The organism is Rhodanobacter glycinis, from assembly GCF_006438785.1.
GTDB classification, from domain to species: Bacteria; Pseudomonadota; Gammaproteobacteria; order Xanthomonadales; family Rhodanobacteraceae; genus Rhodanobacter; species Rhodanobacter glycinis_A.
The window spans coordinates 485,866-510,993 of sequence record NZ_RCZB01000003.1; the positions used below are offsets into that span (position 1 = coordinate 485,866).

A 25,128-nucleotide genomic window follows, 5' to 3' on the forward strand; every position below is an offset into this window, starting at 1 on the left:
GCTTCCGCATCGGCCATGCACGGTTCATCGCATCGATCTACCGGTTCGACGCATCGCACAGCCGCAGCGCGGCAAGCCAACCTTATAGTCGGGGCAAGTCGGGCGATCGCCGCCTGCCCCGCCGCCACGCTCCACGCCGTATCCGATCGTGGCCGTTTCCGCCTTCAGGAGTTGCTGTATGAAGACTCTGCTTCTCGCCATCGTCAGCCTCGCCCTGATGACTGGATCGGCGCACGCCGCCACCGCCTCGAACAACCCCGCCAGCGATGCCCGGAGCCAGATCGAACAGGTGATCGCACGCTTCCAGACCGCCATCATCAAGAAGGACAAGGCCGGCCTGAGCGAGTTGTTCCTGCCCACGAACAACTCGTGGATCGCCGTGCCGACGGAAGCGACGTATCGCATCGTGCATGCCAAACATCCCAAGGCGCGGCGCTTCATGCCGGGCAGTTACACCGAGTTCGTCGACTTCATCAGCACCAGCACCGAGCGCATGGAGGAGAAGTTCTCCAACGTGAAGATCGAAACCGATGGTGCCGTCGCTTCGGTGTATTTCGATTTCGTCTTTCTCGGCAACGGCAAGCAGCAGAATCGTGGCAGCGAAACCTGGCAGCTCATCGACACCGGCAGCGGCTGGAAGATCAATGCCTTGGTCTATAGCATCAATGTAGACCCCGCCCAGGTGAAGTGAGCGGCGAGGGCCACCTTGGTCCGGAGCAGGGGAAACGCATGCAGAACGACAGGGAAAGCGAGGCTGGCGAATGATGCGCCGATCCGGACTGAGGCAGCTCAATCAACCGGCGTATTTCGGAACCTGCCCACGTTTTCCGGCGTTGCCGCCGAGGCCCGGTTCGACCACGACTGGCGGATGTAGCTGACCACCGCGGCGACGTCCTCGTCGTTCAGCTGTTGCGCGAATGGCGGCATCGAGTACGGCTTGGGATTGCCGGCGGTGGCCGGGGCGAAGCCACCGAGCAGCACGCTGCGGATTGCGTTGATGCCGGTCGGTTCGGTGACCGAGGTGTTGCCGTTGAGCGGCGGATAGACGCCGGCCACGCCGCGACCGTCCGCGCCGTGGCAGTCGGCGCAGCGCTGCGCGTAGAGCTTGCCGCCCTGCTCGTGGCTGGCCGCCTGCTTGAACGGTGCCGGTGCGGGTTGTGCGCGCGGCGGCAGCGACTGCAGGTAGCTCGCCACCGCCTGCAGGTCGGCGTCCGTCATGTGCTGGGTGCTCTTGCGCACCACGTCGGCCATCGGCCCGAACGCGCTGCCCCTGGTCGACTGGCCGGTCTTCAGCAGGTCGACGATGTCCTGCGTGCGCCAGCCATCGAGGCCGCCGCCGGGTTGCGTGCTGAGGTCGGGCGCGTACCAGTCCAGTTGCGGGATCTGGCCACCGGTGAGGTGGCGGCCCTGCTCGATGCCGCCGAGCGCGTCGCGCGTGGTGTGGCATTCGTTGCAGTGGCCCAGGCCCTGCACCAGGTAGGCGCCACGATTCCACTGTTCGGACTTCGCCGGGTCGGGCCGGTACTCGCCCGGCTTGAAGTACAACGCGCGCCACGCCACCAGGCTGCTGCGCACGTTGTAGGGGAACTCCAGCCCCAGCGCCGTGTCGGGCCGCTGCACCGGCGGCAGCGACTTCAGGTAGGCGAAGATCGCCAGCGCGTCGTCGCGGCTCACCTTGGTGAACGAGGTGTACGAGAACACCGGATACAGCAGCTCGCCCTGGCGGCCCTTGCCCTGATGCAATGCATTCCAGAAATCGTCGAAGCTCCACTGGCCGATGCCGGTTTCCGGATCGGGCGTGATGTTCGGTGCCGGCACGTCGCCGAACGGCGTGCCCAGCGAGCGGCCGCCGGCGTAGCGCTGGCCGTCCCGCGCGGTGTGGCAGGCGGCGCAGTCGCCGACCGTGGCCAGGTATTCGCCGCGCGCGATCAACGCCGGATCCTGCAGCGCGGCGACATCCGCCTCGCGCTGCACGGGCGACGACGCCTGCCGATCATCGCGTCCGACGTACCGCCAGCCCAGCACGACGATCGCCAGCAACACCAGCAGCCACCATCCACGTCGCCACAGTTTCATTGAGCCGCTCCGCTCTTGCCCATCACGCACCAGCCCGGCAACGGTTCGGTCTGCGCACTGGCCGGTTCCGGACGCATGTCGGCCGGCGGCTCGTGGCTGGCCAGCCACGCGGACACCGCGGCGATGTCCGATTCGCGCATGCGGTTGGCGACCACGCCCATGCAGTAGGGCCCTTCGGCCGCGCGCTGGCGCGTGCGCCACGACACCAGCTGGGTGTTCAGATAGTCGTACGACAGGCCCATCAGGCCCGGCATCATCGGCTCCACGCCGGTGAGCTTGCCGCCGTGGCAGCTGACGCACGACGGCACGCCGCGGGTCGAGTCGCCGCGCATTACCAACTGCTCGCCGCGCCGCAGGGTCTCCGCGGACACCGCCGGCACCGGCAGCTTCCGGTAGGACACGTCCTGCTGCGCAAAATAATCGGCGATGTCGCGCAGGTATGCCGGGCTCAGCTGGCGCACCACGTATTCCATCGGCGCGTGCCGGCGCTGGCCGGTCTGGAAATACTCGAGCTGCTGGACCAGATAGCCCGCCGGCTTGCCGGCCAGGCGCGGAATCGCCACGCTGTCCGGCGAACCCTCGCCGTGCACGCCATGGCAGCTGGTGCATGCGGCCACGCGCTGCTGCATGGTGTCGGGTACCGCCGGCGCCGCGCCGGTCTGGGCGGCTGCCGCACCGCACGCGCCGAAGGCGAACAGCACGAGGGCCACGCGCAGCACATGCCTGCGCAGCCGCTGGCGCAATGAATCCAACCTGATCATCCGCGAATTGTAGGCTGGCCGAACCGCGTCGACCGGCGGCAAATGGCCTATCGCGACAACCTGCCGCAGCTTGACGATCCGCACCCGCCACCCGAAAAGTTGCAAATGAATCTGTTGACCACAGCGCAGCCTTCCCTCTAAGGTCGAGCGCATGTTGCCGCTTTCCACGCCAGCACGCACGCATTTCGCCCCGGTTTCCGCCGGACGTGCGCCGTTGCCGGCCGGCGACATCAACCGTTCCTTCGCCACCACCACCACCACCACGACCACGATTACCACTCGGTCGGGGTGGGTGTCCGTGCGCGACTAGGTTCTTCACTACGCAACGGCCCCGCCCTCGACAGAGGCGGGCCGGTGCACTCCCCAAGCACAAGCCGATCCGCCAGCGAGCACGGGCCTCAACAGGAGGTCATCGTGAACATCTGTGCGCCACAACTTGCCGAACTGCCGCCGTCATGCGGTTTCGCCGTGCCGACCACGCGGCGGCAACGCGTGCTGGCAGTGGGCGTGATCGGCCCCGGCCGCGTCGGCAGCGCCTTGCTGGAGCAGTTGCGGGCCGCGCAGCCGCGACTGCTCCGCGACAGCGGACTGGAGCTGAAACTCTGCGGCGTGGTGGCCAGCAGGCGCATGTGGCTGGACTGCGACGACACCGAACTCAACGGTCGCCACGGCGGCGCGCAGATCTGGCGACCGAACGATCTGGACGCGTTTGCCGAACACGTGCGCGGCAACGATGGTCGGCATGCGCTGTTGATCGACTGCAGCGCGAACGATGACGTAGCCGCGCACTATCCGCGCTGGCTGGCAGCCGGCCTGCATGTGGTGACGCCGAACAAGCTCGCCGGCAGCGGACCGTTGGCGCGCTGGCAGGCGATCCGCGCGGCCTGCGCCAGCGGCGCGCGCTTCCGCTACGAGGCCACGGTGTGCGCCGGCCTGCCGGTGGTGCAGACGCTGCGCGACCTGCTCGATACCGGCGACGCGTTGCTCGCGGTGGAAGGCATGTTCTCCGGCACGCTGGCCTGGCTGTGCAACCGCCACGATGGCCGCCAGCCGTTCTCGGCACTGGTGCGCGAGGCGCACGCGCTGGGCTATACCGAGCCCGATCCACGCGACGACCTGTCCGGCCTCGACGTGGCGCGCAAGCTGGTGATCCTGGCGCGCGAGGCGGGCTGGCCGCTGTCGCTGGAAGATGTCGACCTGCAGGGCCTGGTGCCGTCCGCACTGGCCGCGTTGCCACTGGACGACTTCATGCAACGACTCGATGAGCTGGATGCACCGATGGCGGCGAAACTGGCCGAGGCGCACGCCGATGGCGGCGTGCTGCGCCATGTGGCGCATCTGGACCGGCGTGGCCATGCCAGCGTGCGGCTGATGGTGCTGCCGACGACGCACGCGTTCGCGCATACCCGGCTGACCGACAACATCGTGCAGTTCACCACCCGCCGCTACTGCGATAATCCGCTGTCGGTGCAAGGCCCCGGCGCCGGTCCGGAGGTGACCGCCGCCGGCGTGTTCACCGACCTGCTGCGCATCGCCGAGTCGCTGGAGGCACGCGCATGAACTCTGCTCTCACATGTACCGACTTGCTGGAACCCGTCATGGCTTCACCGCGCCGCGCCAAACCCCCGCAAGTCGCCTGCGCCTTCGCACCTGCCAGCGTCGGCAATGTCGGCGTCGGCTTCGACCTGCTCGGCCACAGCGTGACCGGCGCCGGCGATCGCGCCGAAGTGCGCCGCATCGACGAACCGGGGGTGCGCATCGCGGCGATCCGCGGTTGCGTCACCGATCTGCCGACCGACCCGCGCCAGAACACCGCCGGCACCGCGCTGCTCTCGTTGCGCAAGGCGCTCGGCCTGCAGCACGGTTTCGAGCTGGTGCTGCACAAAGGCATCGCGCTGGGCTCGGGCATGGGCGGCTCGGCCGCCTCGTGCGTGGCTGCTCTGGTCGCCGCAAATGCATTGCTGGTGCAGCCGCTGCAGCGTGAATCGCTGTACGGATTCGCATTGGACGGCGAGGCGGTGGCCAGCGGCAGCCGCCACGGCGACAACCTCGGCTCGATGCTGCTCGGCGGCCTGGTGCTGGCCACCCACGAACGGCTGCTGCGCATCGAGGTGCCGGCTGCATGGCACTGCGCGCTGGTGCATCCGCACGTGGTGCTGGAAACGCGCAAGGCACGCGCCGCGCTGGCCGGCCATTACGAACTCGGCGAGTTCGTGGCGCAAAGCTCGAACCTCGCCCTGGTGCTGGCCGGCTGCTACCGCGGCGACGCGTCACTGGTGCGCGAAGGGTTGAAGGATGTGCTGGTCGAGCCACGCCGCGCGCCGTTGATCCCGAACTTCGCGCGAGTGAAGCAGGCCGCGCTGGACCACCACGCACTTGGCGCCAGCATCTCCGGCGCTGGCCCCAGCGTGTTCGGCTGGTACGACAACCGCGCCGACGCCGAAGCGGCCAGCGTGGCGATGCAGGCCGCGTTCGCCGACGCCGGACTGGACAGCGATGCGTGGGTGTCGCCGATCGACGGCCCGGCCGCCGCACTGATCGAATCGCTGGAAGCCGACGCATGAGTCGGCCCAGGCCGTTGCGCTATCACAGCACCCGCAGCCTCGGTCCGACCGTGCCGATCAGCCAGGCGATTGCCGCGGGCCTGGCGCCGGACGGCGGCCTGTACGTGCCCGAGGCGCTGCCCACGATCGATCCGACCGCGTTCGATCCGCACGGTACGCTGGCCGATACCGCGGCCACCCTGCTGGCGCCGTTCTTCGCGGGCGATGCGCTGGCCGACCAGTTGCCTGCGATCTGCGCCGAAGCATTCACCTTCGACGCACCGCTGCGCGCGCTGCCGGCCCACCCGCACAGCATGATGCTGGAGCTGTTCCACGGCCCCACCTCGGCGTTCAAGGATTTCGGCGCACGTTTCCTCGCGGCCTGCCTGCGCCGGTTGCCGCATGCCGATGCGCGGTCGCTGACGATCCTGGTCGCTACCTCGGGCGACACCGGCGCCGCGGTGGCGGCCGCGTTCCACCGCCAGCCGAACGTGCGGGTGGTGATCCTGTATCCCGACGGATTGGTGTCGCCGCGACAGGCGCACCAGCTGGGCTGCTTCGGCGACAACGTCAGCGCGCTGCGCGTGGCCGGCCGCTTCGACGATTGCCAGCGAATGGTGAAAGCCGCGCTCAACGATACGGCGCTGCAGGCGCAGCTGCCGCTGTCCTCGGCCAACAGCATCAGCCTGGGTCGTCTGCTGCCGCAGATGAGCTACCACGCGCACGCGGCGCTGGGCTGGTGGCGCGCACACGGCACGCCGCTGAATTTCATCGTGCCCACCGGCAATCTCGGCAACGCGCTCGCCTGCCTGTGGGCACGCGAGCTGGGCCTGCCGATCGGTGAAGTGCGGCTGGCCTGCAACGCCAACGCCACCCTGCCCGACTACTTCGCCGGCGCCGACTACGCGCCGCGCGAAGCGATCGCCACGCTGGCCAATGCGATGGACGTGGGCGCGCCGAGCAACTTCGAGCGACTGCACTGGACGTTCCCCGACGAAGCCCGACTGCGCCAACTACTGCAGGCGCGCAGTGTCGACGACGCCGCCATCCGCCGCACCATTACCGATCATGCGCAAGGGCATCGCGAAGTATTCTGCCCGCACACTGCCACCGCGATGCACCTTCTCGACCGATTGCGCGCTGACGGCGACGACGCACCATGGGCGGTGGTCGCCACCGCGCACCCGGCCAAATTCGAAAGCGTGGTGGAGCCGCTGGTAGGCCACCCGGTCGAGGTGCCGCCCGCCCTGGCCGCGATGCTGGCTCGCGGCACCAGCGCCGAGCCGCTGGCCGCCAGCGACGCCGCACTGCGTGACCGGCTCTTGTAGGGGGCACTGCCCACGCTGCGAAGCTCGACTTCCATCCGCGGGAAATCGGAAACACGGTGAGGAAGAACGGCATTCCCTCTCCCGTCGCGCGCCTGATGTGCAACGAAATATGCTGGCACGCCGCCTTTCTCTGACTCGTGGCGTGCGGGCCCGCCGCCGGAGCATGAACATTCCATATGGTTTCATCTGTATCTATATGGATGGATAGCCGTCCAAATCACATTCCGTCTCCATAGAAGATTTTTTCATAAGGTTTCTGTTGACAGACCGTAGCGAACTGCTTTACGGTCGATCACATGTCGCAGCGCAACAGCCACCGCAGCATCGCCAAGGGAAACCGTCTCACGACGGTTGCCGGGCTGCTGCAGGCTCGCGGCACGCTCCTTCTTGCCCTCGTACTCGTACTCCTTATTACCAACGGAGGTGCGGGCTGAGGGCATGTGTCCAGGTAGCTAGAAAAACCTGAAAACACCCAAAGAACCCCGCACCCGGAAACGGATGCGGGGTTTTTTTGTGCCTTCGGCGCCGCCCACAGCGGAGCCATGATGAAAAATCCCGACCAGCAGAACGCCCCGAGCAGCGACGACGACGTAGTCGCCGAACGCGTGCGGATCTTCGACACCACCTTGCGCGACGGCGAGCAGGCGCCCGGTTTCTCGATGGACCGGCGCGCGAAACTGCGCATGGCGCAGCAGCTCGAGGCGCTCGGCGTGGACATCCTCGAAGCGGGCTTTCCGCAGGCTTCGCCGGACGATTTTGCTGCAGTTGCGGAAATCGCCGGCGCGCTGAAACACACCACGGTGTGCGCGCTGGCGCGCTGCCAGGACGGCGATATCGACAGCGCCGCGCGTGCGCTGAAGGCGGCACGCCATTCGCGCATCCACCTGTTCCTGTCGACCAGCCCGCTGCATCGCGAGCACAAGTTGGGCATGAGCAAGGCGCAGGTGCTGGACACCGCAGTGCGGGCGATCGAACGAGCCCGCGGCTTCTGCGACGAGGTCGAATTTTCCGCCGAGGATGCGCTGCGCACCGAACCCGAATTCCTCGCCGAAGTCTTCAGCGCCGCAGTCGCCGCCGGTGCCAGCACGCTCAACGCGCCGGACACGGTGGGCTACACCACGCCGACCGAGATCGTCGAGCTGTTCCGCTACCTGCGCCAGCACGTGCGCGGCGCGGACAAGGTGATCTTCTCCAGTCATTGCCACGACGACCTCGGCATGGCGGTGGCGAACAGCCTGGCTGCGGTGAGCGCCGGTGCGCGCCAGGTGGAGTGCACCATCAACGGCATCGGCGAGCGCGCTGGCAACGCCGCGCTGGAAGAGGTGGTGATGGCGCTGAAGGTGCGCGCGCCGCACTTCGGCGTCGACACCCGCATCGATACCCGCCAGCTGTACCCGAGCTCGCGCCTGCTGACCGAGCTGACCGGCCAGGCGGTGCCGCGCAACAAGGCGATCGTGGGTGCCAACGCGTTCGCGCACGAGTCGGGCATCCACCAGCACGGCATGCTCAAGCATCGCGGCACCTACGAAATCATGCGGCCGCAGGACGTCGGCATCGCCGCGACCAGCCTGGTGATGGGCAAGCACTCCGGCCGCGCCGCGCTGCGCCAGCGGCTGCAGGCGCTCGGCCACACGCCGGACGACGCCGCGCTGGACGACATCTTCATCCGCTTCAAGACGCTGGCCGACCATGGCCGCGAGCTGCACGACGAGGACCTGGAAGCGCTGGCGCTGGGCCACGACCCGCACGCCGGCGGCCCGTGGCACCTGGTGCAGTTGCACACCAGCTCGCACCTGGGCGGCAGCGCGTCGGCCTCGGTGAGGCTGGCCCACGACGACGGCCACGAGATCGGCGAGGCGGCGATCGGCGACGGCCCGGTCGACGCGGTGCTGCGCGCGATCGAGCGCGCCACCGGCACGCCGCTGGAACTCACCCGTTTCCAGATCGACGCGATGGGCGAAGGCGGCGATGCACAAGGCCACGCGCAGCTGAGCGCACGCCACGCCGCCCGCGACTGGCGCGGCCACGGCACCAGCACCGACATCGTCGAGGCCACCGCGCTGGCTGCGCTGGTCATCGTCAACCGGATCGAACGAACCACGCCAACCGCTGCCGTCGCGCACATCAAGGGAGCCATCGCATGAGCACGCCATTCCTGTGGCACAACGGCCAGATCAAGCCGTGGGCCGAGGCCACCGTCCACGTCAGCGCACACGCGCTGCATTACGGCTCGTCGGTGTTCGAGGGCGAACGCGTCTACGCCACGCCGCGCGGGCCGGCGTATTTCCGCCTGGCCGAGCACACCCGCCGCCTGTTCGAGTCGGCGCGCGTCTACGAGATCGAGATCGGCTACAGCGAGGACGAGATCAACGCCGCCTGCCTCGAGCTGATCCGCGCGAACCGGATGCCCTCGGCCTACGTGCGGCCGATCGTGTTCCGTGGCGCCGGCGGGCTGGGCGTGCTGGCGAAGCGGGATGACCCGGTGGAGGTGTCAATCATCGCGCTGAACTGGGGCGCGTATCTCGGCGACGCAGCCGTACGCGGCGCGGATGTCTGCGTGTCGTCATGGCATCGCCCCGCGCCGAACACCCTCCCCAGCTGGGCCAAGGCAGGCGGCAATTATCTGTCCAGCCAGCTGATCGGTCTGGAAGCGCGCCGCAACGGCTACGACGAGGGCATCGCACTGGGCCACAACGGCCTGCTCAGCGAAGGCGCCGGCGAGAATCTTTTCCTGGTGAAGCGCGGCCGGTTGCTCACGCCGCCGTCCAGCGCCGGCATCCTGGCCGGCATTACCCGCGATGCGGTGATCACGCTGGCCGCCGATCTCGGCATCGCGGTGGAAGAGCGCGACCTGCCGCGCGAGGCGCTGTATTCCGCCGACGAAGTGTTCATGACCGGCACCGCCGCCGAGATCACCCCGGTGCGTTCGGTCGATCGCAAGGCAATCGGCAAGGGCACGCCCGGCCCGATTACCAAGGCTTTGCAACAGGCGTTCTTCGGCCTGTTCGACGGCCGCACGGAAGATCGCCGGTCCTGGCTGAGCCTGGTCAATGCGGCCCCTTCCGACAGCGAACCAGCGCCAGTTGATGACCGCGCTCAGGGACGAGCGCACGAAATGACGGAGGTCTCGGCGTGATGGCAAAGACCCTGTTCGAAAAAGTGTGGGACGCCCACATCGTCGCCGCGGAAACCGCCGACACACCGGCGATCCTCTACGTCGATCTGCACCTGGTGCACGAGGTCACCTCGCCGCAGGCGTTCAGCGAACTGCGTGAGCGTGGACTGAAACTGCGCCGACCCGACCGCATGCTGGCCACGCTGGATCATTCCACGCCGACCCTGCCGACGAATGCCGATGGCAGCCGGCCGTATGCAAATGCCGACGCGCAGGCGCAGGTCGCGCAGCTGGAGTCCAACTGCCGCGAGTTTGGCGTGGAGCTGCACGGCTGGGACAGCGCCGACCGCGGCATCGTGCACGTGATCGGCCCGGAGTTGGGCGCGACCCAGCCCGGCATGACCATCGTCTGCGGCGACAGCCACACCTCCACGCATGGTGCTTTTGGAGCCTTGGCGTTCGGCATCGGCACCACCGAGGTCGGTCACGTGATGGCCACGCAATGCCTGCTGCAGCGCAAGCCGAAAACCATGGCGATCCATGTGGATGGTCACACACCCGCCGGTATCAGTGCGAAGGACCTGATCCTGCACATCATCGGCACGATCGGCGTCGATGGTGGCACCGGCTACGTGCTGGAGTACCGCGGCGCCGCGATCGAGGCGCTGTCGATGGACGAGCGCATGACCGTCTGCAACATGTCGATCGAGGCCGGCGCACGCGCCGGACTGATCGCGCCGGACGAGACCACGTTCGAATGGCTGAAAGGTCGTCCGCGCGTGCCGCAGGGCGCGGCATGGGATGTGGCAGTGGCGACGTGGCGCGCGCTGCGCAGCGACGACGGCGCGCGCTACGACCGTGAAGTACGCATCGACGCCGGCGCGGTGAAACCCACCGTCACCTACGGCACCCATCCGGGCATGGCGATCGCCATGGATGCGCCGGTACCGGCGGCGACCAATGCGCAGGAACGCCGCGCGCTCGACTACATGCAGAGCAAGCCCGGCCAGCCGATGCAGGGTACGCCGGTCGATGTGGTGTTCGTCGGCAGCTGCACCAACTCGCGCCTGTCCGACCTGCGCGAAGCGGCGCGCGTGCTGCATGGCCGACGCATCGCGCAGGGTGTACGCATGCTGGTGGTGCCGGGCTCCGAGGCGGTGCGCCGCGACGCCGAGCGCGAAGGCCTGCACCACGTGTTCACCGACGCCGGCGCCGAGTGGCGCGTGCCCGGCTGCTCGATGTGCATCGCGATGAACGGCGACCTGGCGCAGCCGGGCCAGCTGGTGGTGAGCACCTCCAACCGCAACTTCGAAGGCCGCCAGGGCAAGGGCGCACGCACCGTGCTGGCCAGCCCGGCCACCGCCGCGGCATCGGCGATCGCCGGGCGCATCGCCGATCCGCGCGAGTACGCAACGCAGGAGCAAGCTGCATGAAACCGATCACCCGCCTCCACTCCCGCACCGCCGTGCTGGCCGACGAGAACATCGACACCGACCGCATCATCCCGGCGCGCTTCCTCACCACCACCACGCGCGAGGGGCTGGGCAAGCTGTGCTTCCACGACTGGCGCTACCAGACCGACGGCAGCGACAACCCCGCCTTTCCGTTGAACCGGCCCGAAGCGCGCGGCTGCTCGATCCTCATTGCCGGGCGCAATTTCGGTTGCGGCTCCTCGCGCGAGCATGCGCCGTGGGCGCTGCTGGATTACGGCATCCAGGCGGTGCTGTGCAGCGAGATCGCGGACATCTTCCGCGGCAACGCGCTGAAGAACGGCCTGCTCGCCATCGTCATCGACGAGCTGGAACACCGCTGGTTGCTCAAGCATCCCGGCATCGAGCTGGCGATCGACGTGCGCGAACAATTCATCGCACTGCCCGACGGCGGCCGCATCCCGTTCGCGCTGGAGCCATTTGCGCGGCACTGCCTGCTCCACGGCGTCGACCAGCTCGGCTATCTGCTGCAGCACAGCGATGGGATCACCTTTTACGAACAACACCACCAGGAGCAAGCGGCATGAAGGCACGCATCGTTACCCTGCCCGGCGATGGCGTCGGTCCCGAAGTCACGGCCGCCGCGGTGGCCGTGTTGAAGACCGTGGCCGCGCGCTACGAACACGTGTTCGCGTTCGAGGAGCAGCTGATCGGTGGCATCGCGATCGATGCCACCGGCGAACCGCTGCCGGCCGCCTCGCTGGCGGCGTGCCGGTCCGCCGATGCGGTGTTGCTGGGTGCCGTCGGTGGCCCGAAGTGGTCCGATCCGAACGCGCCGGTGCGCCCCGAGCAGGGCCTGCTGGCGCTGCGTGCCGCGCTCGGCGTTTACGCCAACCTGCGCCCGCTGCAGGTGCATCCGGCGCTGGCCAACCTGTCGCCGCTGAAGAACGAGAAGCTGAAGAACATCGACGTGCTGTTCGTGCGCGAACTCACCGGTGGTGCCTACTTCGGCGCCAAGACACGCACTGACGAGGCCGCCACCGACGAGTGCAGGTACACCGTGGCCGAGATCGAACGCGTGGTGCGCCGCGCGTTCGAGCTGGCGCGCGGCCGTCGTCGTCACGTCACCTCGGTGGACAAGGCCAACGTGCTGGAAACCTCACGCCTGTGGCGCAGCACGGTGCAGCGCATCGCCGCCGAGTATCCCGACGTGAAGCTCGAGCACCAGCTGGTCGACTCGATGGCGATGCTGCTGCTGACCCAGCCGAACCGCTACGACGTGGTGGTCACCGAGAACCTGTTCGGCGACATCCTCACCGACGAGGCCGCTGCGCTGGCCGGCTCGCTGGGCCTGCTGCCGTCGGCGTCACTGGGTGATGGCAAGGCCGGCCTGTACGAACCGATCCACGGCTCGGCACCGGACATCGCCGGGCGGGGCGTGGCCAATCCGGTCGGCGCGATCCTTTCCGCCGCGCTGCTGCTGCGCCATTCGCTGGGCCTGGAAACCGAGGCCGTGGCGATCGAATCGGCGGTCGAGCAGGTGCTGCGCCACGGCCCGCACAGCCGCGATATCGGCGGCCACGCCGGCACCGACGAAGTGCGCGATGCCGTGCTCGCCGCGATCGAGGATCACGCCGACAACGCTGCCGCATTCTTCTGCGGAGCACGCGCGTGCGGCTGACACAAGAAGGTTCCCGACGGCCACAGGGACGTGTCCGTATTTCCTGCCGCCCCCTGCGTGCTTCCGGCACCGGATGGACTGCGCGCGCCCCGTTGCCGCCAGCACTTGTCCGCCTCGCCAACCTCCCTGGCACGCAGGGGGCGCTTTTTCTTTTCATCCAGCCGACGGAATACCCATGCGCAGTGACCTGATCAAGAGCGGCCCCGACCGCGCACCCGCGCGCGCCATGCTGCGTGCCACCGGCCTCGACGACGAGGCGATTGCGCGGCCATTGGTGGCGGTGGTGCATACCTGGTCGAACGTGAGTCCGTGCAACCTCAACCTGCGCGAACTGGCGGTCGAAGCCGCGGCCGGCATCCGTGCCGCCGGCGGCACGCCGATCGAGTTCAACACGATCGCAGTAACCGATGGCATCGCGATGGGTACGCCGGGCATGCGTGCCTCGCTGATCAGCCGCGAGGTGATCACCGACTCGATCGAACTGGCGGTGGACGGCCACTGCCTCGATGCGATGGTGGTGCTGTGCGGCTGCGACAAGACCATTCCCGCGGCGGCGATGGCGATGGCGCGATTGAACATTCCCGCGGTCGCACTGTACGGCGGCAGCATCGCGCACGGCACCCACGACAACCATCCGATCACCATCCAGCAGGTGTTCGAGGCGGTCGGCGCGCACGGCGCGGGCAAGATCAGCGACGAGGAACTGACCGCGGTCGAGCGCGACGCCTGCCCCGGTGCCGGTGCCTGCGGCGGCCAGTTCACCGCGAACACGATGGCGATGGTGCTCTCCACGCTGGGACTGTCGCCGATGGGCTACAACGACATCCCCGCCACCCATCCGGCCAAGGGCGCGGCCGCGTTCCGCTGCGGCGAGCTGGTGATGGAATGCCTGCGCGAGAACCGTACGCCGCGCGAGCTGATCACGCGCACCTCGATGCGCAACGCGGCACGCATGGTCGCCGCCACCGCCGGCTCCACCAACGCGGTGCTGCACCTGCTGGCGATCGCGCGCGAAGCCGGCGTCACATGGTCGCTGGAAGATTTCGAACCCGCCTCGGCACATACCCCGGTGATCGCCGACCTGCTGCCCGGCGGCCGTTACACCGCGGTCGAGCTGTTCGGCGCCGGCGGCAGCGCGCGGGTGGCGCAGGAATTGATCGCCGCCGGCATGCTGGAGGACACGCCCACCGTCACCGGCCGCTCGCTGTTCGCCGAAGCCGAAGCCGCGCCGCGCGCCGAAGCGCAGGACGTGGTGCATCCGGTCGGCGCGCCACTGAAGCCGCGTGGCGGCTACTCGATCCTCTACGGCAACCTCGCGCCGGAAGGCTGCATTTTGAAACTCGCCGGCAAGGGCGCCAGCCACTTCGAAGGCCGCGCCCGCGTGTACGAAAGCGAGGAGCATGCGTTCGCCGCGGTGCAGGCCGGTGACATCGTCAAGGGCGACGTCATCGTGATCCGCAACGAAGGTCCGGCCGGCGGCCCCGGCATGCGCGAGATGCTCGGCGTCACCGCCGCGCTGATCGGCCGCGACCTCGGCGATGACGTGGCACTGATCACCGATGGCCGTTTCAGCGGCGCCACCCACGGCTTCATGGTCGGCCACATCGCGCCGGAAGCCGCACGCGGCGGCCCGATCGCACTGCTGCACGAAGGCGACCGCATCGTGATCGATGCCGCCCGCCGCGAGATCACCACCGACGCCGACCTCGTCGCACGCCGCGCCAGCTGGCAACCGCCCGCACCGAAGCTCAGTCGCGGCGCGCTGGCCAAATACGCCTTGCTGGTCGGCTCCGCCTCCGACGGCGCCACTACCCATCCCGAAACCTCCGTGTCCGTACCCAAACACATCCACACCGACATCAACCAGGGAGTCACCGCATGAGCAGCAACAACACCCTCGCCTCATCCCGCATCGCCGTGCTCGGCTACGGCAGCCAGGGCCGCGCGCATGCGCTGAACCTGCGCGACTCCGGCCTCGACGTGGTGGTCGGCCTGCGCCCGAACGGGCCGACCTGGCACAAGGCGAAAGCCGACGGTTTCAAGGTGGCCGAGCCGGCCGAGGCCGTGAAGGGCGCCGACCTCGTCGCCGTGCTGACGCCGGACATGGTGCAGCCGACGCTGTACAAGGAGTCGATCGAGCCGAACATCAAGCCCGGCGCGGCGCTGCTGTTCGCGCACGGCTTCAATGTGCATTTCAAGCAGATCGAACCGCGCGCCGACATCGACGTGATCCTGGTTGCGCCGAAGGGCCCTGGCGCGCTGGTGCGCAGCGAGTACGAACGCGGCCGCGGCGTGCCGTGCATCTGGGCCGTGCACCAGGACGTCAGCGGCCTGGCCGAGGCGAAGACCAAGGCGTATGCCGACGGCATCGGCGGCGGCCGCGCGATGATCATCAAGACCGACTTCAAGGAAGAGACCGAGACCGACCTGTTCGGCGAGCAGGCGGTGCTGTGCGGCGGCGCCAGCGAGCTGGTGATCAAGGGTTTCGAAACCCTGGTCGAGGCCGGCTACCAACCGGAGATCGCCTATTACGAGGTGATGCACGAGCTGAAGCTGATCGTCGACCTGTTCTACGAGGGCGGCCTGGCGAAGATGCTGCAATTCGTCTCCGAGACCGCGCAGTACGGCGACTACGTCAGTGGCCCGCGGATTGTCGACGCCGGCACCAAGGCGCGCATGAAGGAAGTGCTCACCGACATCCAGGACGGCACCTTCGCGCGCAACTGGACGGCCGAATACGCCGCCGGCCTGCCGAACTACAAGCGCCTCAAGCAGGCCGACCTCGACCATCCGATCGAAGTGGTTGGCGCGAAGCTGCGCGCGCAGATGCCGTGGCTGCAGCCGACCACCGCACCCGCCGCTGTCGCGCCGTTGAAGAAAACCGGCTGACTGCATCTGCCCCTCCCCCTGCAACGCGGGAGAGGTCGGGAGGGGATGCCGCTTTTGACTTTCGAGCAACAGCGCCCCTCTCCAAACCTCCCCTGCTTTGCTGGGGAGGAAGCACAGCATCGAATCCTCTGGGAATTTATTTTGTGAATGCGCAACCACTGAAAGCCGAAACCGCGACAGACCGGCATCCGCTCGCCGGCCAGGCCATGAGCGGCGCCGAGGTGATCGTGCAGGTATTCGCCGGCGAAGGCGTCGAGGTGATGTTCGGCTATTCCGGCGGCGCGATCCTGCCGGTATACGACGCGGTGTTCCGCTACAACGCCGAACATCCGCGCGCCAATGGTGGCGAGGCGATGCCGCTGATCGTACCGGCCAACGAACAGGGCGCAGGTTTCATGGCCGCCGGCTATGCGCGCGCGTCCGGCAAGGTCGGCGTGGCGGTAGTCACCTCCGGCCCCGGCGCCACCAACATGGTCACGCCGGTGCGCGACTCGATGGCCGACTCGATCCCGCTGGTGGTGATCTGCGGCCAGGTCGGCACCGCGGCGATCGGCAGCGACGCGTTCCAGGAGGCGCCGATCAGCAACATCATGGGTGCCTGTGCCAAACACGTGTTCCTGGTCACCGATGCGGCGCAGCTCGAAGCGACCATGCGCACCGCGTTCACGCTCGCCCGCAGCGGCCGGCCCGGTCCGGTGGTGGTGGACGTGCCCAAGGACGTGCAGAACACCGCACTCGCCTGGCGCGGCAGCGGCGAGCTGGCCCTGAGTGGTTACCGCACGCGATTGCGCACGGTGGAACAGGCGACGCTGAGCGACACCGACTGCGCTGCGTTGTTCACCGCGCTGATGCGGGCGCAGCGCCCGCTGATCTACGCCGGCGGCGGCGTGATCGCGGCCGAGGCGGCGGACGCGCTGCGCGCGTTCGTCGACGCATTCGGCCTGCCGGTGACCACCACCTTGATGGGCCTGGGCGGATTCGACAGCACCGACCCGCTGGCGCTGCACCTGCTCGGCATGCACGGCACCGCGTATGCGAATTACGCGGTGGAGGATTGCGACTTCGTGCTGGCGCTGGGCGCGCGCTTCGATGACCGCGTGGCCGGCGTGCCGGACAAGTTCGCCCCGCGTGCGAAGTTCATCGCCCAGGTCGACATCGACCCGTCCGAGATCGGCAAGGTGAAAGCCGTCGACTGGCATCACGTCGGCCCGCTCACCCGCGCGCTGGATCGGTTGACCGCCTATGGTCGCGCGCACGGCCTGCATCCGCAGCTGACCGCGTGGCATGCGCGCGTGGCCGAACTGAAGCGCGCGCACGCGATGAACTATGACCGCGCCAGTGCGCTGGTCCAGCCGTACGCCGTGCTGGAAGCGATCAACCGGCACACGCAGGGCCGCGCGATTGTCAGCACCGGCGTCGGCCAGCACCAGATGTGGGCGGCGCAGTACTTCGACTTCCGCGCGCCGCGGCATTGGCTCACCTCCGGCTCGATGGGCACGATGGGCTTCGGTCTGCCGGCGGCGATCGGCGCGCAGTTTGCGCATCCCGACAAGCTGGTCATCGACATCGATGGCGACGCCAGCATCCGCATGAACATCGGCGAGCTGGAAACCGTCACCACCTACAACCTGCCGGTGAAGGTGGTCGTGCTCAACAACGTCGGCGACGGCATGGTGCGGCAGTGGCAGAAGCTGTACTTCAAGGGACGTTTCGCCGCCTCCGACAAGAGCCTGCACAAGAAGGACTTCGTGCTCGCCGCACAGGCCGACGGATTTGCATGGGCTCAGCGGCTGGAGCGCACGGAGGAGCTGGAGGCGACGATCGCCGCGTTCCTCGCGTTCGAAGGTCCGGCCTTCCTCGAAGTGATGATCGATCCGGATGCCGGCGTGTATCCGATGGTCGGACCCGGCGCCAGTTACGCGCAGATGATCACCGGCGACTTCATTCCCTCTCGGGCGGCGCCGGTCGCGCACGAGGACTCACCGTCCCACATGTTCTGAGCTTTTGACTTTCCCTTCTCCCTTAGGGAGAAGGTGGCCCAAAGGGCCGGATGAGGGTACGGGCGAGCCTTGGCGCCTCGCTCCGCCTGAACCCTCACCCGCCTGTCGGCACCCTCTCCCGAAGGGAGAGGGATTCACCTCTGGAGTCCCGCCATGAACCACACCCTGTCCATCCTGTTGCAGAACGAAGCCGGCGCGCTGGTGCGCGTGGCCGGGCTGTTCGCCGCGCGCGGCTACAACATCGACACGCTGACGGTGGCGGCGACGCACGACCCGGCGGTGTCGCGGCTGACCCTGAGCCTGCAATGCGACGATGCCTCCCTCAGCCAGATCCTGCAGCAGACCCGCAAGCTGGTCGATGTACTGCAGGTCGCACATCCGGCGACGGCACTGGCCGCATGAGTGCACTCGCCGTCGCTGACGATGAACCGGTGGCGATCGACTTGCTGGCGCAGATACATGCCGCGCGCGTCTACGAGGTGGCACGTGAATCGGCGCTGGAATCGGCACCGCTGCTGAGTGCGCGGCTGGGCCAGCGCGTACTGTTCAAGCGCGAGGATCAGCAACCGGTGTTCTCGTTCAAGCTGCGCGGCGCCTACAACTGCATGGTGCAGCTGGACGCTGCGCAACGCGCGCGCGGAGTGGTCGCCGCCTCCGCCGGCAATCATGCGCAGGGCGTGGCGCTGGCCGCGGCGAAGCTGGGCATCCACGCCACCATCGTGATGCCGGTCACCGCGCCGCAGCTGAAGGTGGACGCGGTGCGACGCTTCGGCGGTGCGATGGTCGACGTGGTGCTGGCCGGGGATTCGTACAGCGATGCGCAAGCCGCCGCCGCGCAGCTGCAGGCCGGGCACGGCGCGGTGTTCGTGCACCCGTTCGACGATCTGGCAGTGATCGCCGGCCAGGGCACCATCGCGCTGGAAATCCTGCGCCAGCATCCGGGTCCGCTGCAGGCGGTGTTCGTACCGGTCGGCGGCGGCGGGTTGCTCGCGGGCGTGGCGGCGTGCATCAAGGCGCTGCGACCGGAGGTGCAGGTGATCGGCGTGCAGGCCGCGGACTCGGACGCGATGGCAAGCTCGCTCGAGGCCGACGCTCGCATCGTGCTGGACGAGGTCGGCCTGTTCGCCGACGGCACCGCGGTGAAGCAGGTCGGCGCGCTGACGTTTGAGCTATGTCGCCGGCATGTGGACGCGATGCTGCGGGTGGACACCGACGCGATCTGTGCGGCGATCCGCGACATCTACCAGGAAACTCGCAGTGTGCCGGAGCCGTCTGGCGCGCTGGCGCTGGCCGGGTTGAAGCAGTACGTCGCCACACACGGCACCGGTGCCGGCGCGCTGGTGGCGATCGTCTCCGGCGCCAACATGAATTTCGACCGCCTGCGCTTCGTCGCCGAACGCGCCGAGGTCGGCGAGCAGCGCGAGGCGGTGTTCGCCGTGACCATCCCGGAAGAACGCGGCAGCTTCCGCCGCTTCTGCGCCGCGCTAGGCAAGCACGGCATCACCGAGTTCAACTACCGCATCGGCGATGCCCGCTCGGCACATATCTTCGTGGGCATACAGATCGCCGACCGCGCCGAGCGCGAAGCACTGGCGGGAGCCTTCCGCGCGCAGCAGTTCGACGTGCTCGACCTCACCGACGACGAGCTGGCCAAGTTGCACCTGCGGCACATGATCGGCGGCCGTTCGCCACTGGCCCGGCACGAAGTGCTGTATCGCTTCGAGTTTCCCGAGCGTCCCGGCGCGCTGGTGCGCTTTCTCGACCAGCTGCATCCGGACTGGAACATCAGCCTGTTCCACTACCGCAGTCATGGCGCCGACTACGGCCGCATCCTGGTCGGCATCCAGGTGCCGCCGCACGAGCGAGCGCTGTTCCAGCGCTTCCTCGAAACGCTGGGTTATCCGCATGTCGATGAAAGCGGGCACCCCGCCTATCGGCTGTTGTTGCAGGGTTGAGAAGCCGCTCAGAACAGGTCGATGCTGCCGGGCGCCATCGCCTGGGCCAGCAGACCCTGGGCGGCCAGGCTCTCGTAGCCGTGGGTGCGGTCGCGGCCGTTTTTCTTGGCGAAGTACAGCGCCTTGTCGGCGCGGTCCAGCACCGTGGCCGGATAATCGCTGTCGCCGATGCGCGCATAGCCGATGCTGACGGTGACGTGCTCGACCTGCGGAAAAACCTGCGCGGCAACCCGTCGGCGAAAGCGCTCCAGCGCCGCATGCACGGTTGACTCGTCGCTCGCACTCAGCAGCACCACGAACTCTTCACCGCCGAAGCGGAACAGCACGTCGCCCTGACGGAAGCTGGCACGCATCTGCTGCGCCAGCAACAGGATCACCTCGTCACCGTAGATGTGCCCATAGCTGTCGTTGATCCGCTTGAAGTGGTCGATGTCGAGGATCGCCAGCCACACCTGCACCGGCGCGGCAGCACCGCGGCGGTCGACCGCGAGTTCATCGGCACGGGCCGGGCTGTCATGCCGGCTCAGCAGTCGCTGCAGGTGACGTTCGAACGTGCGCCGGTTGTACAGGCCAGTCAGCTTGTCGCGCTCGCTCTCGTTGAGCAGCGCGGTGTAATTGGCGTAGATGCGTGCAAAGCCTTCCACCAGCGACCGGCTGGCGCTGGGCGGCACTTCGCTGTCGAGCTGCAAGGCGCCGATCGCGCGGCCTTCGCAGAGAATCGGCGCCACCAGTCGGTGCATGCCCGGGCCAATGATTTCGGCAAGCACCTCGGGCCGCTCGATGCACTGGCGCATCGAGGCCAGCGCAGGATCGGCCTGATCCGGCTCGATCACCTGCAGCTGGTAGTGACCCTGCGCATCGGGCGTGCAATGCACCACGCTCTCCAGTTCGCCGCAACCGCCAGCCGCGCGTTTGGCCAGCGACACGCTGCGCGCCAAGGCCAGTTCGGCCAGTGACAGCACCAGGCTGTGATCGAGCGCATCGATGTCACGGTGATGGGTGAACGCGGCCACCGAATCGAGCAGGCGCGAATGCGCCAGCATGCCGGCGGCACTGGTCGAAGGCGGCACACGCAGCACCGGCACGGCGCCAGCCACTGGTGCACCAGGTTCGGTGTGCAGTGGTGTGGGGCAGTCACGCTGGGTGATTTCGGACTTGACCATCGGGATTCCGGGTGGCGTCGACACTTGCCGTCGACGCCCCATGCAGGGGCTACCCAATTGGGAAGTCCTGCCAGCGTATCGGCCGCCACGCGCCGGGCTTTAGCGCGCACTGGGCGGATAGCTCCGAGAAACCCGCCGCCGAGGCGCTGCGGGTGCCCGGGAACGTGTCGTGATCGACGCTATCGCGATGGCATCGGCGGGCACGCCATCGGCTGCAGCCACTCACGCTAAACTTGGCCAATGGCCACTTCCTCGCGTAAACGCCAACCGCGCAAGCCCGCTCCCTCGCCCGCCACGCGTCCACGACCCGGTGCATCGAAGCCCTCCGGCAAGAACCCGGCCGGACCGGCAGACAGCTCCACCCGCGCCACCCGGGTGCTGGCCTGGCTTTTGCGCAAGCTGCCGGCGCGCCATCGCGAAAAGGCGCTGGATTATCTGGTGCTGACCCGCATGGATCGTCCGATCGGTGCATTGCTGCTGCTGTGGCCGACCTGGTGGGCGCTGTGGCTGGCCGCCGGTGATTTCCCGCCGTGGAAGCCGTTGATCATCTTCACCGTGGGCGTGTTCGCGATGCGCGCGGCCGGCTGCGCCATCAACGACTACGCCGACCGCAAGCTTGATCCACTGGTGGCGCGCACCGCCGGACGGCCGATCGCCAGCGGCCGGGTGACCCCGCGCGAAGCATTGATCGTGTTCGCCGCGTTACTGGTGTTCGCGTTCGTGCTGGTGCTGTTCACCAACCGGCTGACCATTGAGCTGTCGTTCGCCGGCGCCGCGCTGGCGGCGCTGTATCCGTTCACCAAACGCTATACCTACATGCCGCAGGTGGTGCTCGGCGCCGCGTTCGGATGGTCGATCCCGATGGCGTTTGCCGCGGTGATGAACACCGTGCCGCCGGTGGGCTGGCTGCTGTTCATCGGCAACATCATCTGGTCGGTGGTGTACGACACCGAATACGCGATGGTCGACCGCGAGGACGACATCAAGGCCGGCGCGAAATCCACTGCCGTGCTGTTCGGCGACGCCGATCTTCCGATCCTCGGCGTGCTGATGGGCACGTTCCTGCTGACCATGCTGTTCGTCGGCCAGCGCGCCGCGCTGGGCTGGCCGTACTGGCTCGGCCTGCTGGTGGCTGCCGGATTGTTCGGCTATCAGCACTGGCTGATCCGCGACCGGCTGCGCGGCGCCTGTCTCGCCGCATTCCGCCACAACAACTGGCTCGGCCTGGCAGTGTGGATCGGCATTGTGCTGGCGCTGGCGTTGCGCTGAGAAAATCGCGTTGCGCGGCGAGGCAACCCATCTTGCGATTTGCAGGTGCGCGGCTGCGATCCTCACATGACGATCTGCTTGCCATGATGCGTGGTTTAGACGTCTAAATTTCAGCCTTGTCATGCCACGGCCTACCTAACTGTCACAAGGCGACCTTAGGCTGCATGTTCGCTAGAGCCTGTGACGGAAATCGGAAATCCACAGGCAGGGACGCTTCTGTACGAAACCTGCGCCGACGATGCCGATCATTCCAGCTGGAAGGCGCCGGCGTCATTTCGTACGTACTTCCCGCACGGCTCCGCGATCTCCCCATCCCCCGGAGCATTCAACTTGCGTACTTCCCTTATCAGCCGTTCCATCGGCACGGCTCTGCTCGGCAGCCTGACACTTGGCTTCGCTCTCTCCGCACACGCCCAGGACAGCGCTGCTGCCGAACCAGGCACTACCACGCCCGCCATCGAAAAGGCCAAGACGCTCAACAGCGTCGTCGTCACCGCCCGTTCCGGCGTGGAGACGCGCACCAAGGCCGAGACCAGCTATTCGATCACCACCATCGACGAGGATCGGCTGCGCATGCAGGCGCCGACCTCGGTCACCGAAGCGATGAAGTCGGTGCCCGGCTTCTGGGTCGAGGCTTCCGGCGGCGAGGCCAGTGGCAATATCCGCGCGCGCGGCATCCCGGTCGACGGCTTCGGCTCGGTGACCCTGCTCGAGGACGGCATCCCGGTGCAGCACGACCCGGCGCTGGGTTACCTCAACGCCGATCAGGCGTTCCGCCTGGACGAGACGATCGAGCGGATCGAAGTGGTGCGTGGCGGCCCCTCGTCGGTGTTCTATTCGAACGCGCCGGCCGGCGCGATCAACTTCATCCCGCGCCGGGTCGGCGACACGCCGGACGGCCTGTTCAAATACACCGTCGGCGACTACGGGCTGAACCGCGCCGACTTCTGGTACGGCACCCCGGTCGGCAATGGCTGGAAGCTCGGCGTGGGCGGTTTCTATCGCCAGGACAACGGTATCCGCGATCCCGGTTTCGACGCCAACAAGGGCGGCCAGATCCGCCTGAACCTGTCGAAGGATTTCGAGCACGGCCGCTTCAGCGTCGACTACAAGCACATGGACGACAAGGTCGCGCTGTTCCTGGGCATCCCGATGCGCACCGACCCGAACGGCAAGATCAAGGCGGTGCCCGGCTTCGACGGCAACTTCGGCACCCTGGCCGGGCCGGAGACCGAGCACGCGATGATGAAGCAAGGCGACAGCAGCCTGTACGACTTCGACAACAGCGAGGGCACGCACGTGAAGCGCGACCAGCTGACGCTGAAATTCGACTACGACCTCGGTGCGGACTGGAAGCTGGCCGAGTCGATGCGCTACGACGACACCAAGACCCAGCGCAACGGCATGTTCCCCAATACGCTGATGAGCGCCGACAGCTTCCTGGGCTCGGCGGCGAACCTCGCCGCGTGGCAGCCGTACCTGCCGGCCGGCACCGCCGGCGTGCAGCTGCGCTATGCGAACAACCCCTCGCAGGTGTTCGACAACAAGAACCAGAACGGCAACGGACTGATGGTGATCGGCGGCCTGCGCGGCGTCACCATGCCGCCGCAGGAGTTCATCAACGATACCCGGCTGCTGCGCAAGTTCGACCTCGGCGGGCAGACCCACGACATTTCACTGGGCTACTACTACGCCCACTTCAACCAGGGCTTCAGCCGCTATTCCTCCACCGCGCTGCTCGACGTGCAGGACAGGGCGAAGCTGCTCGACCTGGTCGCGGTGGACGCCGCCGGCAACCCGCTGGGCACGCTCACCGACAACGGCATCTACCACTACGGCTACGAGTGGGAAAACGCCAACGGCAGCTCGGCGACGAACGCGCTCTACCTGTCCGACGAGTGGCAGGTCACCGATGCCCTGCGCATCGATGGCGGCGTGCGCTGGGAGCATGTCAACACCCAGGGCTGGGTCGAGCAGAAGCAGACGCTGAACCAGGGCACGCTGCCCACCTCGTCGATCCAGACCGGCACCGGCCAGACCGTCTCCTACGACCACAACTTCCACAAGCTGGGCTGGACGCTGGGCACGAACTACCAGTTCTCCGAGCGCTCCGGCGTGTTCGCGCGCTGGACCTCGGCGTTCCGCCTGCCCAACCTGAGCAGCTACATCACCAGTCCCACGGCCACGCCGATCATCCAGACCATGAAGCTGGGCGAGGCCGGCTACAAGTTCTCCAACCGCTCGCTCGATTTGTACGCCACCGCGTTCTACACCAAGTACGACAACGTCGGCTTCAACAACTACGTGTTCGACCCCAACAACGGCACCTCGACCGCGCAGCAGGGCTACGCCACCACCAAGACCACCGGCATCGAGCTGGAAAGCACCTGGTACCCGGTGGACTGGTTCGACGTGCAGGTCACCGCCACCTGGGAGGACCCGCAGTACAAGGGCCTGAGCTACACCGACAAGAGCAGCACCGGCCCGGTGCTCATTAACTACACCGGCAACCAGCTGATCCGCGTGCCGAAGACGAGCTACCGCGTGGTGCCCGGGCTGAACCTGCTGGGCGGCAAGCTGCGCCTGCAGCTGGCCTACGAGCACGAGGGTGCGCGTTTCGTCGACACCGCCAACTCGGTGCGGCTGCCGGCCTACAAGGTGGTCAGCGCCAGCGCGCGCTACGACGTCTCGCCGGCGTTCTCGCTGTTCCTGTACGCCGACAACCTCACCAACTCGCTGGGCCTGACCGAGGGCAACCCGCGCGCCGGCGAGCTGCAGAGTGCCGATGCGGGGGCGAACACCTTCATCGCCCGTCCGCTGCTGGGCCGCGCCTACCGCGCCGCCGTTATGTACCGGTTCTGAGCGTGCGGGGAGACGGCGTTCGCCAGCGCTGCTCAATACATTTCCGTCGACTACCT

Annotated in this window: 21 protein-coding genes; 17 read left to right on the forward strand and 4 right to left on the reverse strand. The window is 67.7% G+C overall.

Features of this window, described 5'->3' with window-relative positions:
• Nucleotides 1-178: 178 nt before the first annotated feature.
• Nucleotides 179-691 (forward strand): nuclear transport factor 2 family protein, encoded by a 513-nt coding sequence (locus tag EAH75_RS12740; protein WP_140805668.1) that lies wholly within the window; start codon nucleotides 179-181, stop codon nucleotides 689-691.
• Between the two features lie 98 nt (nucleotides 692-789).
• Here the strand turns inward: EAH75_RS12740 and EAH75_RS12745 are convergent, their stop codons facing one another.
• Nucleotides 790-2,076: a cytochrome c gene (locus tag EAH75_RS12745; protein ID WP_140805670.1), complete on the reverse strand. Its 1,287-nt coding sequence runs from the start codon at nucleotides 2,074-2,076 to the stop codon at nucleotides 790-792.
• On the reverse strand, nucleotides 2,073-2,837 hold the full coding sequence (locus tag EAH75_RS12750) for a c-type cytochrome (protein WP_140805672.1): 765 nt from the start codon (nucleotides 2,835-2,837) through the stop codon (nucleotides 2,073-2,075). Before EAH75_RS12750 ends, EAH75_RS12745 begins: the two co-directional genes overlap by 4 nt.
• Before the next feature lie 151 nt (nucleotides 2,838-2,988).
• Between EAH75_RS12750 and EAH75_RS19635 the strand changes: the two genes are divergently transcribed.
• The 4 genes from EAH75_RS19635 (at nucleotide 2,989) to thrC (ending at nucleotide 6,708) form a co-directional block, all read left to right on the forward strand.
• On the forward strand, nucleotides 2,989-3,147 hold the full coding sequence (locus tag EAH75_RS19635) for a hypothetical protein (RefSeq protein ID WP_161596302.1): 159 nt from the start codon (nucleotides 2,989-2,991) through the stop codon (nucleotides 3,145-3,147).
• A 104-nt stretch (nucleotides 3,148-3,251) separates the two neighbouring features.
• Nucleotides 3,252-4,397, forward strand: coding sequence for a homoserine dehydrogenase (locus EAH75_RS12755; RefSeq protein ID WP_140805674.1), 1,146 nt, complete (start codon nucleotides 3,252-3,254; stop codon nucleotides 4,395-4,397).
• A 38-nt stretch (nucleotides 4,398-4,435) separates the two neighbouring features.
• On the forward strand, nucleotides 4,436-5,401 hold the full coding sequence (locus tag EAH75_RS12760; protein ID WP_194150619.1) for a homoserine kinase: 966 nt from the start codon (nucleotides 4,436-4,438) through the stop codon (nucleotides 5,399-5,401).
• Nucleotides 5,398-6,708, forward strand: coding sequence for a threonine synthase (gene thrC / locus EAH75_RS12765; RefSeq protein ID WP_140805678.1), 1,311 nt, complete (start codon nucleotides 5,398-5,400; stop codon nucleotides 6,706-6,708). The genes EAH75_RS12760 and thrC overlap by 4 nt, the downstream gene beginning before the upstream one ends.
• Before the next feature lie 245 nt (nucleotides 6,709-6,953).
• On the opposite strand, the gene EAH75_RS12770 is transcribed toward thrC, so the two are convergent.
• Nucleotides 6,954-7,148, reverse strand: a complete 195-nt coding sequence (locus tag EAH75_RS12770; protein WP_140648707.1) for a hypothetical protein — start codon at nucleotides 7,146-7,148, stop codon at nucleotides 6,954-6,956.
• A 105-nt stretch (nucleotides 7,149-7,253) separates the two neighbouring features.
• On the opposite strand from EAH75_RS12770, the gene EAH75_RS12775 reads away from it, so the two are divergent.
• The 10 genes from EAH75_RS12775 (at nucleotide 7,254) to ilvA (ending at nucleotide 19,778) form a co-directional block, all read left to right on the forward strand.
• A complete protein-coding gene (locus tag EAH75_RS12775; RefSeq protein ID WP_140805680.1) occupies nucleotides 7,254-8,852 on the forward strand; it encodes a 2-isopropylmalate synthase in 1,599 nt (532 codons plus the stop codon).
• On the forward strand, nucleotides 8,849-9,844 hold the full coding sequence (locus EAH75_RS12780) for a branched-chain amino acid transaminase (protein ID WP_140805682.1): 996 nt from the start codon (nucleotides 8,849-8,851) through the stop codon (nucleotides 9,842-9,844). The genes EAH75_RS12775 and EAH75_RS12780 overlap by 4 nt, the downstream gene beginning before the upstream one ends.
• Complete coding sequence (gene leuC / locus EAH75_RS12785) at nucleotides 9,844-11,256, forward strand: 3-isopropylmalate dehydratase large subunit (RefSeq protein WP_194150620.1); 1,413 nt, start codon at nucleotides 9,844-9,846, stop codon at nucleotides 11,254-11,256. The genes EAH75_RS12780 and leuC overlap by 1 nt, the downstream gene beginning before the upstream one ends.
• Nucleotides 11,253-11,840: a 3-isopropylmalate dehydratase small subunit gene (gene leuD / locus EAH75_RS12790; RefSeq protein WP_140805686.1), complete on the forward strand. Its 588-nt coding sequence runs from the start codon at nucleotides 11,253-11,255 to the stop codon at nucleotides 11,838-11,840. Before leuC ends, leuD begins: the two co-directional genes overlap by 4 nt.
• On the forward strand, nucleotides 11,837-12,934 hold the full coding sequence (gene leuB / locus EAH75_RS12795; protein ID WP_140805688.1) for a 3-isopropylmalate dehydrogenase: 1,098 nt from the start codon (nucleotides 11,837-11,839) through the stop codon (nucleotides 12,932-12,934). Before leuD ends, leuB begins: the two co-directional genes overlap by 4 nt.
• A 175-nt stretch (nucleotides 12,935-13,109) precedes the next feature.
• The gene (locus EAH75_RS12800; RefSeq protein WP_140805690.1) at nucleotides 13,110-14,816 is read left to right on the forward strand and encodes a dihydroxy-acid dehydratase; all 1,707 of its coding nucleotides are present in this window, start codon (nucleotides 13,110-13,112) and stop codon (nucleotides 14,814-14,816) included.
• Nucleotides 14,813-15,823, forward strand: a complete 1,011-nt coding sequence (gene ilvC / locus EAH75_RS12805; protein ID WP_140805692.1) for a ketol-acid reductoisomerase — start codon at nucleotides 14,813-14,815, stop codon at nucleotides 15,821-15,823. The genes EAH75_RS12800 and ilvC overlap by 4 nt, the downstream gene beginning before the upstream one ends.
• 143 nt (nucleotides 15,824-15,966) lie before the next feature.
• Nucleotides 15,967-17,823, forward strand: a complete 1,857-nt coding sequence (gene ilvB, locus EAH75_RS12810) for a biosynthetic-type acetolactate synthase large subunit (protein WP_140805710.1) — start codon at nucleotides 15,967-15,969, stop codon at nucleotides 17,821-17,823.
• A 153-nt stretch (nucleotides 17,824-17,976) separates the two neighbouring features.
• Nucleotides 17,977-18,225 carry an acetolactate synthase small subunit gene (ilvN, locus tag EAH75_RS12815; RefSeq protein WP_140648689.1) on the forward strand — a complete coding sequence of 83 codons (249 nt, stop codon included), beginning with the start codon at nucleotides 17,977-17,979 and terminating at the stop codon, nucleotides 18,223-18,225.
• Nucleotides 18,222-19,778, forward strand: a complete 1,557-nt coding sequence (gene ilvA, locus EAH75_RS12820) for a threonine ammonia-lyase, biosynthetic (RefSeq protein WP_140805712.1) — start codon at nucleotides 18,222-18,224, stop codon at nucleotides 19,776-19,778. Before ilvN ends, ilvA begins: the two co-directional genes overlap by 4 nt.
• Nucleotides 19,779-19,786: 8 nt before the next feature.
• On the opposite strand, the gene EAH75_RS12825 is transcribed toward ilvA, so the two are convergent.
• A complete protein-coding gene (locus EAH75_RS12825; protein WP_241668940.1) occupies nucleotides 19,787-20,941 on the reverse strand; it encodes a GGDEF domain-containing protein in 1,155 nt (384 codons plus the stop codon).
• 375 nt (nucleotides 20,942-21,316) lie between these two features.
• On the opposite strand from EAH75_RS12825, the gene ubiA reads away from it, so the two are divergent.
• Both ubiA and EAH75_RS12835 read left to right on the forward strand, forming a co-directional pair.
• Nucleotides 21,317-22,210 carry a 4-hydroxybenzoate octaprenyltransferase gene (gene ubiA, locus EAH75_RS12830; protein WP_140805891.1) on the forward strand — a complete coding sequence of 298 codons (894 nt, stop codon included), beginning with the start codon at nucleotides 21,317-21,319 and terminating at the stop codon, nucleotides 22,208-22,210.
• Nucleotides 22,211-22,540: 330 nt separating this feature from the next.
• The gene (locus EAH75_RS12835) at nucleotides 22,541-25,072 is read left to right on the forward strand and encodes a TonB-dependent receptor (protein ID WP_170212699.1); all 2,532 of its coding nucleotides are present in this window, start codon (nucleotides 22,541-22,543) and stop codon (nucleotides 25,070-25,072) included.
• The last annotated feature ends 56 nt before the right edge of the window (nucleotides 25,073-25,128 follow it).